The sequence below is a fragment of the Luteitalea sp. genome (assembly GCF_022842525.1).
Classification (GTDB): Bacteria; Acidobacteriota; Vicinamibacteria; order Vicinamibacterales; family Vicinamibacteraceae; genus Luteitalea.
Map to the genome: position 1 here is coordinate 1 of NZ_JALHPM010000183.1, position 12,349 is coordinate 12,349.

Sequence of the window (12,349 nt, forward strand, 5' to 3'; positions counted from 1 at the left end):
CCCGCTCGGCAGATCGACGGCGACCACCGGCAACCCACTCCCGTTCAGGTCCCCGACGATGGTGGGGTACATCCCGTCGAGGGCGCGTCGCAGGCCGGTGCCGAAGATGGCATCGACGACCAGGTCACACTGCGAAATCTCGGAGAAGTGCAGTTCCCACGCCTGCTCGTCGCTGATCTCGACCACGGACGCGCCGAGCCGTCCCAGGATCTCCATGTTGTGCCGCGCGTCGCCACGCACCTCCGACAGCGACCCGATGACGAACACCGGCACTTCGATGACGCGCTCGAGCAGCGTGCGCGCGATGACGAAGCCGTCACCGCCGTTGTTGCCGCGCCCCGCGAGCACCGCCACGCGACGCAGTGCGAGATTGGGGAACAGCGCTTCGATGGCGGCGACGACCTGACGACCGGCGTTCTCCATCAGGACGAGCGAGGGAATGCCCAGTTCCTCGATGGTGACCCGGTCTGCCTCGCGCATCTGTGCCGCCGTCAGGACTCGCATGGATGCATGGTACCCTCCCCCGCTGTGCCAGTCGCGGTGAACATCGACGGAACGCTGTACGGACGAGACGACGCACGGGTGTCCGTATTCGACCACGGCTTTCTCTTCGGCGAGGGCGTCTATGAGGTGCTGCGGACGTACGGGCAGCGGCCCTTCCTGTTCGCGGAGCACATGCGGCGCCTGCGTGCCTCGGCCGATCGTCTCGCGCTGTCCTGCCCGCTGTCGGACGAGGACCTGCTGGCGCGCATCCGCGACACCGTCGCCGCGGCCGCGCTGCCGGGCGACGCCTACGTCCGCATCCTGTTGACACGCGGCGTCGGCGAGATCGTCTACGACCCGGCCGCCTGCCCCACCCCTACGCTCGTCGTCATCGTCAAGCCGCACGTCGATCCACCGGTCGAGGCGGTGCGCGGGGGCGTCCGTCTGGCGCTCGCGTCGGTGGTGCGCAACCATCCGGGCTCGGTGGATCCGGCCATCAAGTCGAACAACCTGCTGAACAACGCCCTGGCGATGCAGCAGGCCTATCGGGAGGGCGCCTTCGAGGCCTTGATGAAGAACCATCGAGGCGAGCTGTGCGAGTGCGCGCAGTCCAACATCTTCGTCGTGCGCGACGGCGTGCTGCTCACACCGCCGACCAGCGCGGGGCTGCTCGTCGGCGTGACGCGCGGGTTCGTGCTCGAGTGCGCGGCTGACCTCGGGGTGCCCGCGGAGGAGTGCGTGCTGCACGAGACCGACCTGGCCTCGGCACAGGAGTCGTTCCTGACGAGCACGACGCGCGAGATCGTCCCGGTCGTGCGCATCGGCGCCCAGACGATTGGCGACGGCGCGCCCGGTCCGGTCACGCGCCGGCTGATGACCGCGTTCGCGGCCGCGGTCCCGTCTCGTCTCAGCTGATCGCGCTGGGAGGGCCCGCTCGTGTTGGGAGGGCCCGCTCGCCGAGCGGGCCGCCCGACGGACGCCTCGGCGAGGCGTCCCTCCCATTCATCACGCGGGCGAGGCGTCCCTCCGACCCACTACACCCCGACCGGCTCCTCGTACTCGGTCATCGGCGGGCACGCGCAGACGAGGTTGCGGTCACCGAACGGGTTGTCGATGCGGCCCACGGTCGGCCAGACCTTCATCGTCCGCAGGTACGACAGGGGGAACGCGGCGAGACTGCGCGGGTACGGGCGCGTCCACTCGTCGGCCATCACCACCGCCATCGTGTGGGGCGCGTGCTTGAGCACGTTGTCCTTCGGATCCGCCGTGCCGTCGATCACCGACTGGATCTCGGCGCGGATGGCCAGCATCGCGTCGCAGAACCGATCGAGCTCATCGCGCCCTTCGCTCTCGGTGGGCTCGATCATCAGCGTGCCCGGCACCGGGAACGAGACGGTCGGCGCGTGGAAGCCATAGTCCATCAGCCGCTTGGCCACATCCATCTCGTCGATGCCCGAGGCCTGCTTGAGCGGCCGCAGGTCGAGGATCAGCTCGTGGGCGACACGCCCCTCGCGGCCCGTGTACAGCACCTGATACGGCCCCTCGAGACGCGCCTTGATGTAGTTGGCGTTGAGAATCGCGTAGCGGGTGGCGTCGGTCATCCCCTCGCCGCCGAGCATCGACATGTAGGCGTACGAAATCAGCAGGATGAGCGCACTGCCCCACGGCGCCGCCGAGATGGCGTGGATGCCCGTGGCCCCGCCGCCGGTCCCGATCACGGGATGCGAGGGCAGATACGGCGCGAGGTGGCGCGCCACGCCGATGGGGCCCATGCCGGGGCCGCCGCCGCCATGGGGAATGGCGAACGTCTTGTGCAGGTTGAGGTGACAGACATCGGCGCCGATGAGCGCCGGGCTGGTCAGGCCGACCTGCGCGTTCATGTTGGCGCCATCCATGTAGACCTGGCCGCCGTGCGCGTGGACGACCTCGCAGATCTCGCGGATGGCGTCCTCGTACACGCCATGGGTCGAGGGGTAGGTGACCATCAGCGCCGCGAGCGAGTCCTTGTACTGCTCGGCCTTGGCCCGCAGGTCGGCGAGGTCGACGTTGCCGTGGGCATCGCACGCCACCACGACCACCTTCATGCCGGCCATCACCGCGCTGGCCGGATTGGTGCCGTGCGCCGACGATGGGATGAGCGCCACGGTGCGGTGCGCGTCGCCGCGCGCCCGGTGGTAGGCGCGAATCACCATCAGCCCGGCAAGCTCGCCCTGCGCGCCCGAGTTGGGCTGCAGCGACACGGCGGCAAAGCCGGTGATGTCGCACAACATGCGTTCGAGGTCGCCGAAGATCTCCTGGTAGCCGAGCGCCTGGTCGACCGGCACGAAGGGGTGCAGCGCCGCGAACCCGGGCCAGGTGATGGGCAGCATCTCCGCCGCCGCATTGAGCTTCATGGTGCACGAGCCCAGCGGGATCATCGAGGTGTCCAGCCCGATGTCGCGGCGCTCGAGGCGACGGATGAAGCGCGTGATCTGCAGCTCGGACCGATGCTCGGTGAAGACCGGGTGCGTCAGGAACGGTGAGGTGCGGCGGAGCGACGCCGGGACCGGCGAGGCGCTGCCGTCGGCCAACTGCGCGCCGCGCCCCGCCACCTTGCCGAACACGTTCGCAATCGCCAACACATCCTCGGCCGTCGTCGTCTCGTCGAGCGCGATGCCGATCGATCCGTCCGCGAGGTACCGGAAGTTGATCTGGGCCGATTCGGCCGCGGCACGCAGGGCGTTGGCATCGACGCCGCTGACGCGCACCGTGTCGAAGTACGCCGCGTTGTGCTGCGTGAGGCCCATGGCCGTCAGCGCTGCGGCGACCTGCACCGCCCTGGCGTGCACGCGCGCGGCGATGTCGGCCAGCCCGTCGGCCCCGTGGAACACGGCGTAGAACGCCGCGATGTTGGCCAACAGGGCCTGCGCGGTGCAGATGTTGGAGGTCGCCTTCTCGCGACGGATGTGCTGCTCGCGCGTCTGCAGGGCCATGCGGTACGCCGAGCCGCCCTGGGCGTCCACCGACACCCCGATCAGGCGACCGGGCGACTGGCGGATGTAGGCGTCGCGCGTGGCGAAGAACGCCGCGTGCGGACCGCCGTAGCCGAGCGGCACGCCGAATCGCTGCGCCGACCCGTACACCACGTCCGCCCCCAACTCGCCTGGCGGCACCAGCATCGTCAACGCCAGCAGATCCGACCCGACGGCCACCAGCGCGCCGGCGTCGTGCGCCCGCGTGATGAGGGGGCCGATGTCGGTCACCGCCCCGACACCATCGGGATACTGCACGAGCACCCCGAAGACGTCCTCGCCCAGCCCCGTGAGGTCGGTCGCGAACTCGACGAGCAGGCCGAGTGGCTCCGCCCGCGACACCAGCAGTTCGCGGACCTGCGGGAAGACCTCGCCGATGACGAGGAACCGGAGCGCCGTCGCGGGCTTCTTGCTGACGCGGCGCAGGAGGGTCATCGCCTCGGCCGCCGCCGTGGCTTCGTCGAGCAGCGACGCGTTGGCCACGTCCATCCCGGTCAGGTCGCTGACGGCTGTCTGGAACGTCAGCAGGGCCTCCAGGCGGCCCTGCGCGATCTCGGCCTGATACGGCGTGTAGGGCGTGTACCAGCCGGGATTCTCGAGCACCATCCGCTGGATCACGGCCGGCGTGTGCGTGTTGTAGTAGCCGGCCCCGATGAACGAGCGATGGCGCGCATTGCGGGCTTCGAGGGTTCGCAAGCGCGTCAGGAAGGCGGCTTCGGTCTCGGCCGCGGGCTGCACCAGCGGCGCCGTGCGTCGGATGTGCGGCGGCACGACCTGGTCGATGAGCGCATCCAGCGTCGGCACGCCGAGCGCGTGGAGCATGCGATCACGGTCGTCAGGTCGGGGGCCGATGTGGCGGTGGGCAAACGCGTCGGGAGCCGCTGGGGTCGTCATGGGCAGTGGAATGTGTCGAACGACGACCGGCGCGGGGCGCCGGTCGTGACTACGCGGAGAGAGGCGAGGCCGGACGCCTGGCGAGGCGCCTCTCCTTGAGACGTCGCGCGGGGCGTGTTGGTGGCCCGGCCGTGATCAGCCGACGTGCGCGTCGTAAGCCGCCGAGTCCAGGAGCGCGTCGACGTCGGCCGGATTGCTCGGGCGGACCCGGATGATCCAGGCCGCGTGCGGGTCGCTGTTGACCTGCTCCGGGGCACTGGTCAGGGCGTCGTTGACGGCGACGATCTCGCCGGCGACCGGCGAGAACAGCTCGGAGACCGCCTTGACCGACTCGATGGTCCCGAACACCTCGCCCTGCGCGAGGACGCGCCCCACCTGGGGCAACTCGACGAAGACGACGTCGCCGAGCTGCTGCTGGGCGTAGTCGGTGATGCCGACGTCGGCCGTGTCGGCAGACGTGCGAATCCACTCGTGGTCCTTCGTGTACTTCAGGTCGGCAGGATACATCGCAGGTCAGCTCCTCGGCCGCTTGTAGAACGGCATGGGGACGATGCGGGCGGCGGCGAGCCTGCCGCGCACCTCGACATGGATCTGGCGGTCGGGTTCGGCCAGCGCAGTGGGCACATAGGCCATCCCGATGGCCTTCTTCAGGAACGGAGTCTGGGTGCCGCTGGTCACCGTGCCGACGGCCTGACCATCGACGATCACGGGGTAGCCATGGCGGGCGATGGCGCGGTCCACCATCTCGAGGCCGACGAGGGTGCGCTCGATGCCGTTGGCCTTCTGCGCGCGCAGCACGTCGGCGCCGTTGAAGTCGTCCTTCTTCCAGCCGACGATCCAGCCGAGGCCGGCCTCGAGCACCGTGGTCGTCTCGTCCATGTCGTTGCCGAAGAGCCGCATGGAGGCCTCGAGGCGCAGCGTGTCGCGCGCGCCCAGCCCCGCCGGAATCACGCCGTCGGCGGCGCCCGCCCGGAGGATGGCCTGCCAGACGTGGGCGGCCTGCGCCGGCGGCACGAAGACTTCGAAGCCGTCTTCGCCCGTGTAGCCGGTGCGCGAGATGGTGCCGCGCACCCCGGCAATCTCGCCAGGGGCGAACCAGTAGTACTTCATGTCGTCCAGCGGGACCGCCGTCAGCGACTGGAGGACGTCCTTCGCCACGGGGCCCTGCAGCGCCAGCAGCGCGTACCGGCTGCTCGTGTTCACGGCCGGCGCATCGGCGAACGTCTGCACCTGGCTGCGAATCCAGGCGAAGTCCTTCTCGATGTTCGAGGCGTTGACCACCAGCAGGAAGTGGTCCTCGGCCATCCGGTATACCAGGAGGTCGTCGACGAACGTCCCCTGCGGCGTCGTGAGCGCCGAGTAGTGGATCTGCCCCACGGCGAGGCGGGCCGCGTCGTTGGACGAGATCCGCTGGACGGCCGCCAGCGCATCGGCGCCGGCGATCTCGATCTCGCCCATGTGGCTCACGTCGAACAGGCCGGCCCGCGTGCGGACGGCCAGGTGTTCGTCGGTGATGCCGGAATACTCGACGGGCATGTCCCAGCCGCCAAACGGCACCATGCGGGCCTTGTGGCCGAGGTGCGTGGCGTGCAACGGGGTCTGCTTGAGGACGGTCTGGGTGTCGGACATGCCGTGAAGGGCGCGGCCCAGGTGGGCCGCAACCCTTCAACAATACAGCCTGAGGGGACGGGGGCTCAAGGAAGGCCCCGCCCTAGGTGTTGGGCAGCGCGGCGCCCTTCACCTTGATGTTGCGGAAGTACACGGTGTTGCCGTGGTCCTGCAGCAGCAGGTGGCCGCTCTTGGCCTGACCGAATCCGACGTAGTCCTTGTACTTGCTGATCGCCACCAGCTTCTTGAAGGCATCGCTGGCGCGGTCGAACTCGAGCACCTTGGCGCCATTCAGCCAGTGCTCGACCTTCGTCCCCTTCGACACGATGTGGGCGGTGTTCCACTCCCCCACCGGCTTGACGGGCTTGGACGCCGGCGCGGCCATCAGGTCGTAGAGTGACGCGAACGTGCGATTGCCATCCCGACCCATCTTGGCATCCGGATGCATCTCATCGTCCAGCAACTGGAACTCGAGGCCGATGGCCGATCCCCGGCCCGGCGTACCGAGCTTTTCGGTCACGAAGTACTTGATGCCGCTGTTGGCGCCCTTGGTGAGCTTGACGTCCACCTTCAGTTCGAAGTCGCCATACTCCTCGAGCGTGACGATGTCGCCGCCATGCGCGGCCTCGGCGCCACCGGACTCGACCACCGACAGGATGCCGTCCTTCACGAGCCAGCCCTTGCTCGGGAACGTGTCGGCGTGGGCGTTGCGCCAGCCCTTCGTGCTGGTGCCATCGAACAGCAGACGCCATCCGGCGGCCTGCTCCTGCGCCGTGAGCGTGTTGTCGGCAGCGGCCACCACCGCGACGCCGGAGACCGTCGGCGACGTGGCCAGGACAGTCGCGCCCAGAGCAGCGGTCGCGGCAACCGCGACCAACGAGACCTTCATGCGGGAAGACGTAGCGGATTGCGCCATGAACCACTCCTCGGCCGCACACCGCGGCGGCCTTGCGTGCTGAGATTTCCCCGCCACTGTAGTGCAGTCACCGGACGGTGTCGAGTGTCGGCGCCGGCCCGTCGTGCAGCGTGATCGGGCCGCGGTCGGGGTGTGCCCGATATGGCTGAGCGCGTCCCGGCCCGAGGCCCTCGGCCGGGTCGACGACCGTCGGCCCGGCGTCGGCCCCCTCGAACACGGGGAGCGCCCGTCGCCGCCGCCCGGGGCGTCGCCCCTCGTAGGCCAGGTAGGCGCAGAGCGTGTGGTAACTGATGTCGAGCACCCGGCAGGCCTCACGCTTGTTGCCGTTGGCCTGCCGCAGCACGCGGCGGGCGTACCGGCTGCCCCAGGCGCGCATCGAGTCGTCGCCGGTGTCGTCGCCCGCGAACGCCTCGCGATACCGGCCCGTGAGCACGTCCGGCAGGTCGGCGACATCGATCACCGGCGGCGCCGCCAGGGTGATCGCCCGCTCGATCACGCGCTCCAGTTCGCGCACGTTGCCGGGAAACCCGTAGGCCATCAGCGCATCACCCGCCTCTGCCGTCAGCCGCCACGGCTGGTCACCCGCGACGCGCTGCAGGATCGCCTCCACCAGACACGGGATGTCGTCGCGGCGCGCCCGCAACGGCGGGACGGCGATCTCGATGGCGTTCAGTCGGTAGTAGAGATCCCAGCGAAACAGCCCATTGCGGCACAGCGCCTCGAGCGGTCGATTGGTCGCCACCACCATCCGGACGTCGATGCGCCGCCCACCCTGGCCGCCCACCCGTTCCACGGTCGGATCCTGAATGACCCTCAACAGCTTGGCCTGCGCCGACGAGGAGAGGTCCGACACCTCGTCGAGGAAGAGCGTGCCGCCATCGGCCTGCTCGAACTTGCCGCGACGGCCGCGGACGCCCGTGGCGGTCCGCTCCTCGATGCCGAACAACTCGGCCTCCAGCAACGACTCCACGATGGCCGCGCTGTTGAGCGGCACGAACGGCCCGTCTCGACGATCGCTGAGGGCGTGGACTCGCCGCGCCACCAGCTCCTTGCCCGACCCACTCTCGCCCTGGATGAGGACGATGAAGTTCTTCTGGGCGGCACGCGCGATGCGCTCATGCAGCGCGCGCATGACGGGCGTTCGCCCGATCAGATCGCCCTGCTCGCGGCTCAACCTCTGAAGGTCCTGACGCATCTCCGTCCGCCGCTCGGCATCACGGATGACCGGGGCCAGCGCAACGAACACGGCGACCGCCGCAGCCACATGGTCGGCGACGACGCCGGTGTCCACCGCCGTGACCCGCAAGGCCTCCGAGCCGCCCGGGACCACCATCCGCCCCGGCCCGTCGTCCAGCGGCTCGCCGGTGAGATGGAGGGTGGGGGCCACGAGGCCACACGTCTCGCCAAGGAGGCGCTCGAGTCTCTCCCGCGGCCGCGCCTCGTTGCGCAGCACGGACACGGCCTGCTCGAGCAAAGAGACGAGGGCGGAAGACATCTCACTGGGCGAACGGTGCGCAGACGATGAGCGTGGCGTCATGGACGGGTTCCCTGTCGGTGTGGAGGACCGCAATGGATGGGGCTGCACCTTGCGACAATCAAGCCGCAGGCCAACACCGCACCGCCCTGCAGGCCCGTCTGGCGTCGCCTGGCGCATCCCCTGCGCATCGTCGATCGGCCACCGCCTCCGTGTGAGTAGTTACTACTCATGGCGCCACGGCGACTCCAGTGACCATGCCGCCTCGTACTGCACGCCGTGCCGCGTCACACGACAGACCTCGCAGCGCACCACGAACCCGGGCAGGACGCCCCGGCCGTGTGCCGTCGGCAGGCGCAACGGCATCGAGCGCCCAGGCCGGACCGGCTGCGCGAGGCGGCAGCGCAGGCCGCGCGCCGACGTATCGATGACTTCCAGCACGCGGGCGCCCGGCACGTGCGGGTCGAGGTCTCCCGCATCGCCTGCGGGTGCGCGGCGCGGTTCCCGGCGACGTTCGTTGATGACCAGATCCGCCATCAGCAGGCCTCCCAGACGCCCCGCACGCCGAGGCAGACGAGCCGCACGCGCTGCGTACTGCCCAGGATGCGAATGGCATAGGCGCGGTCGTCCCCTCCCACGATGTAGATGGAGGCGGCCGACGCCGTGCCCCTCGGCGTGAACACCAGGCGTGGCGCCGCGCCCAGCTGAATCGGTGCGCTCCCGGCCAGGACCACTCCCACGCCATCGGCCGCCGGTAGATCCCGCGTCACGCCGAGGCGGGCCCGCCCTTCCCTGAACAGTCGTCGCCACGCGGTCTGCGGAGCATCGACCCCACTGGCGATGTCCGCAGCGGTGACGCCGTTGCCGTTGCCGTCGCCGAGGAGGCGCCAGCGCGTGGCCAGGAGGTCCACCTCGATCGCGAGACTGCGACGCTGTCGACGCGCCTCGGTGGCGACGCCGCGCAGATCCGCCACCAGCCCGCGCGCCGCCTCGCGCCCTGCCCACGCCGCCCGGACGTCCGCGAGCGCCTGCCAGGCCCCGGCGCCCACGAGACCGATGATGGCCAGCACGACCAGTAGTTCGCCGAGCGAGGCGCCCCGGACGGAGCGCCTCGCGGACATCGGATCAGCCCTTCGTGGCCTTGGCATCACCCTGCCCACCGATCGCGAGGAACGGCCGCAGCTTCAGGAACGACTTCTCGCCGATGCCCTGGACGTTCATCAGGTCCTCGAGCTTCTTGAAGGGGCCGTTCTTCTCGCGGTAGGCCACGATGCGCTGCGCCATGCTCGGGCCGATGCCGGGCAGGGCCTCGAACTGCGCCACCGACGCCGTGTTGACGTTGACCGACTGCGCGGGCGCCGCCGCACGCGTCTCCTGGGTCGCGGCGTAGGACGCGGTGGACGGGACGGTCGCCATGGGGAGACCCACGGCGAGGATCAAGGCAAGCATCGAACGGGTCATGTCACTCCTCCTCGGACACGCGTTGCGACAACGCGTGCTTACCGGTACGGGCGAGGGCCGACGGCCATCGCGGTGGCGTGCGCGGGTCCGGCACGTCGGGAGGTTGGCCCGCTTGCTGACGAAGAGGTTCACCGGACCGCGCACGGCCCCTCTCAGAGCAACCCGCGCGCCATCGACGGCCGGCAGCACGCGTGGCGCGGTAACCCGTTGAGGGGACGCAGCTTGCCGGCCTGGCGGCAACGCCACGCCGGTCGGTCTGCCTCATGGCAGCCCGTCAGTGATCGGTAACGCGAGGTGACGGGGCAACTGGCGTTGCGGACGTCATGGCGCGAGCAGGACGTTGCGGGAAGTCGGCCGCGCCGGCAGGGCCTCGCGTTCGTCCTTGAGGGGCACACCGGACACCTGCCGTCGGCGTGACTCGTGCAGCAGGGCCACGAGGCGGGCGGCGGCGTCCGCATACGCCATGCCCTCCGGGCGAATGTTCGACAGGCAGTTGCGCTCCGCGTCGGTCCGTCCCACGCCGGGGGCCCAGGTCAGATACGCGCCGAGGCTGTCCGGAGAACTGAGGCCTGGACGTTCGCCAATCAGCACCACGACCATCTGCGCACAGAGCGCCGCCCCGATCTCGTCACCGATCGCCACGCGCCCCTGCTGGACGATGGCAACCGGGGCGACGTCCCAGGGCTGCGGGCTGCCGCGCAGCCCGGCGAGGACCTGCTCCAGCAGCGGGATGGCGTGGCGATGGATGGCTCGCGGCGACAGCCCGTCGACCAGCGCGAACGCCAGGTCGAACCGATCGGCCCGGTACGGCAAGCCAAGGGTATCGAGCGCCCGCTGCGACGCCACATCGAGTTGCCGACCGAGGTCGGGCCGCTGCAGGTAGGTCGCGCGATCCACGGCGGCACTCCGCAGCGCCAGACTCTCGAGCCCGAGCGTGGCGACCCCTGCGCGGACCTGCGACACGTCGAGCGCCTCGTGCACGGCGTCCCTCGCACGCGCATGGGCCACCTGGAACGCCAGGTGTACGGACGTGGGAACACTGATGCCCGCCCGTCCCAGGCCGACATGGGCGGGCGTGAACTGCCGCAGGCGACTCCACGGGTTCGGGATCACGATCTCAGGACGCATGAGGCGGCCTCACCGCCGGCGCGGCTGTCCCTGACTCTGGCGCGGCGGCGTGCAGCGTGCGCGCGAACGCCGGCGGCACGCCGGCCGCGTGCTCGATCAGGCGTGCGCGCTCGCCCGGCGCGAAGATGGCCATGCGCTCCAACCAGGCTTCGAACTCCGGCGCCGGCCGCAAGCCGAGCACGCGCCGCACGTACAGCGCGTCATGGAACGACGTGCTCTGGTAGTTCAGCATCACGTCGTCGGCACCCGGCACGCCCATGATGAACGAACAGCCGGCGGCCCCGAGGACGGTCAGCAGGACGTCCATGTCGTCGCCGTCGGCATTGGCGTGGTTGGTGTAGCAGATGTCCATGCCCATGGGCAGGCCGAGCAGCTTGCCGCAGAAGTGGTCTTCGAGGCCGGCGCGCGTGATCTGCTTGCCGTCGTACAGATATTCGGGGCCGATGAAGCCGACCACCGAGTTGACGAGCAGCGGCGCGAAGTGGCGCGCGACGGCGTAGGCGCGCGCCTCCAGCGTCTGCTGATCGCAGCCGTGGCTCGCGTTGGCCGACAGCGCACTGCCCTGTCCCGTCTCGAAGTACATGACGTGGTCGCCGACGCGCCCGTCGGCGCACGTGGCTCCGCGACGCAGCGACCGTGCCGCGTCGTGGGCCTCGCGCAGCAGCGCGAGCGAGACGCCGAAGCTCTCGTTCGTGCCCTGGGTGCCGCCAATCGACTGGAAGACCAGGTCCACCGGGGCGCCGCGTTCGATGGCCTGCAGCGTGTTGGTGACATGCGTCAGCACACACGCCTGCGTCGGCACGTCGTACCGGCGGATGACCGCATCGAGCATCTCGAGCAGGCGCACCACCTGTGCCACGTTGTCCAGCGCCGGATTGATGCCGATCACCGCATCGCCACTGCCGTAGAGCAGGCCGTCGAGGACACTGGCCGCGATGCCGGCCAGGTCATCGGTCGGATGGTTGGGCTGCAACCGGGTGGCCATCCGGCCCTCGAGCCCGAGGGTGGTGCGGAAGCGCGTCACGACCCGCACCTTGCGCGCCGCCAGCACCAGATCCTGCGCCCGCATGATCTTGGCAACGGCGGCCGCCATCTCCGGCGTGATGCCGGCACAGACGCGCGCGAGCCCCTCCCCATCGACCTCGTCGGAGAGCAGCCACTCGCGGAAGCTGCCGACCGTCAGGTGCGCGATGGGCGCGAACGCCTCGCGATCGTGCGTGTCGACGATGAGTCGCGTCACGTCGTCGCGCTCGTACGGGATCACCGCCTCGTCGAGGAACTGCCGCAGCGGCACGTCGGCGAGGGCCATCTGCGCGGCCGCCCGCTGTTCCGCCGAGGCCGCCGCCACGCCAGCCAGCCGATCGCCGGACCGCT

Annotated in this window: 12 protein-coding genes; 1 reads left to right on the forward strand and 11 read right to left on the reverse strand. The window is 70.1% G+C overall.

The features are described 5' to 3' along the window. The coding region (locus Q0C41_RS25250) for an NAD(P)H-hydrate epimerase (protein WP_291988650.1) at nt 1–504 on the reverse strand (504 nt) is incomplete at its 3' end. Nucleotides 505–540: 36 nt separating this feature from the next. On the opposite strand from Q0C41_RS25250, the gene Q0C41_RS25255 reads away from it, so the two are divergent. Further along, on the forward strand, nt 541–1,398 hold the full coding sequence (locus Q0C41_RS25255) for an aminotransferase class IV (RefSeq protein WP_291988652.1): 858 nt from the start codon (nt 541–543) through the stop codon (nt 1,396–1,398). Nucleotides 1,399–1,517: 119 nt separating this feature from the next. On the opposite strand, the gene gcvP is transcribed toward Q0C41_RS25255, so the two are convergent. The 10 genes from gcvP to Q0C41_RS25305 all read right to left on the reverse strand — a co-directional run. Then, the gene (gene gcvP, locus Q0C41_RS25260) at nt 1,518–4,388 is read right to left on the reverse strand and encodes an aminomethyl-transferring glycine dehydrogenase (RefSeq protein ID WP_291988654.1); all 2,871 of its coding nucleotides are present in this window, start codon (nt 4,386–4,388) and stop codon (nt 1,518–1,520) included. 135 nt (nt 4,389–4,523) lie between these two features. Next, nucleotides 4,524–4,895 carry a glycine cleavage system protein GcvH gene (gene gcvH / locus Q0C41_RS25265; RefSeq protein WP_291988656.1) on the reverse strand — a complete coding sequence of 124 codons (372 nt, stop codon included), beginning with the start codon at nt 4,893–4,895 and terminating at the stop codon, nt 4,524–4,526. A gap of 6 nt (nt 4,896–4,901) precedes the next feature. Then, nucleotides 4,902–6,017 (reverse strand): glycine cleavage system aminomethyltransferase GcvT, encoded by a 1,116-nt coding sequence (gene gcvT / locus Q0C41_RS25270; protein ID WP_291988658.1) that lies wholly within the window; start codon nt 6,015–6,017, stop codon nt 4,902–4,904. 82 nt (nt 6,018–6,099) lie between these two features. Continuing rightward, nucleotides 6,100–6,885: a DUF1080 domain-containing protein gene (locus Q0C41_RS25275; RefSeq protein ID WP_291988660.1), complete on the reverse strand. Its 786-nt coding sequence runs from the start codon at nt 6,883–6,885 to the stop codon at nt 6,100–6,102. A 94-nt stretch (nt 6,886–6,979) separates the two neighbouring features. After that, nucleotides 6,980–8,407, reverse strand: a complete 1,428-nt coding sequence (locus Q0C41_RS25280) for a sigma-54 dependent transcriptional regulator (protein ID WP_291988662.1) — start codon at nt 8,405–8,407, stop codon at nt 6,980–6,982. Nucleotides 8,408–8,611: 204 nt separating this feature from the next. After that, the gene (locus Q0C41_RS25285) at nt 8,612–8,923 is read right to left on the reverse strand and encodes a PilZ domain-containing protein (RefSeq protein ID WP_291988664.1); all 312 of its coding nucleotides are present in this window, start codon (nt 8,921–8,923) and stop codon (nt 8,612–8,614) included. Continuing rightward, nucleotides 8,923–9,507: a Tfp pilus assembly protein FimT/FimU gene (locus tag Q0C41_RS25290; RefSeq protein WP_291988666.1), complete on the reverse strand. Its 585-nt coding sequence runs from the start codon at nt 9,505–9,507 to the stop codon at nt 8,923–8,925. Before Q0C41_RS25290 ends, Q0C41_RS25285 begins: the two co-directional genes overlap by 1 nt. 4 nt (nt 9,508–9,511) lie before the next feature. Beyond that, complete coding sequence (locus Q0C41_RS25295; RefSeq protein WP_291988668.1) at nt 9,512–9,847, reverse strand: helix-hairpin-helix domain-containing protein; 336 nt, start codon at nt 9,845–9,847, stop codon at nt 9,512–9,514. Nucleotides 9,848–10,168: 321 nt separating this feature from the next. Continuing rightward, a complete protein-coding gene (gene eutC / locus Q0C41_RS25300) occupies nt 10,169–10,975 on the reverse strand; it encodes an ethanolamine ammonia-lyase subunit EutC (protein ID WP_291988670.1) in 807 nt (268 codons plus the stop codon). Then, nucleotides 10,965–12,349 (reverse strand): ethanolamine ammonia-lyase subunit EutB (locus Q0C41_RS25305; protein ID WP_291988672.1); only part of this gene is annotated, 1,385 nt, incomplete at its 5' end. The genes Q0C41_RS25305 and eutC, both read right to left, overlap by 11 nt.

Bases quoted from the DNA above. Each gene is read 5' to 3' on its own strand.
- gcvP (WP_291988654.1), bottom strand. From the start codon at position 4,388: ATGACGACCCCAGCGGCTCCCGACGCGTTTGCCCACCGCCACATCGGC.
- gcvH (WP_291988656.1), bottom strand. From the start codon at position 4,895: ATGTATCCTGCCGACCTGAAGTACACGAAGGACCACGAGTGGATTCGC.
- gcvT (WP_291988658.1), bottom strand. From the start codon at position 6,017: ATGTCCGACACCCAGACCGTCCTCAAGCAGACCCCGTTGCACGCCACG.
- Q0C41_RS25275 (WP_291988660.1), bottom strand. From the start codon at position 6,885: ATGAAGGTCTCGTTGGTCGCGGTTGCCGCGACCGCTGCTCTGGGCGCG.
- Q0C41_RS25280 (WP_291988662.1), bottom strand. From the start codon at position 8,407: ATGTCTTCCGCCCTCGTCTCTTTGCTCGAGCAGGCCGTGTCCGTGCTG.
- Q0C41_RS25285 (WP_291988664.1), bottom strand. From the start codon at position 8,923: ATGGCGGATCTGGTCATCAACGAACGTCGCCGGGAACCGCGCCGCGCA.
- Q0C41_RS25290 (WP_291988666.1), bottom strand. From the start codon at position 9,507: ATGTCCGCGAGGCGCTCCGTCCGGGGCGCCTCGCTCGGCGAACTACTG.
- Q0C41_RS25295 (WP_291988668.1), bottom strand. From the start codon at position 9,847: ATGACCCGTTCGATGCTTGCCTTGATCCTCGCCGTGGGTCTCCCCATG.
- eutC (WP_291988670.1), bottom strand. From the start codon at position 10,975: ATGCGTCCTGAGATCGTGATCCCGAACCCGTGGAGTCGCCTGCGGCAG.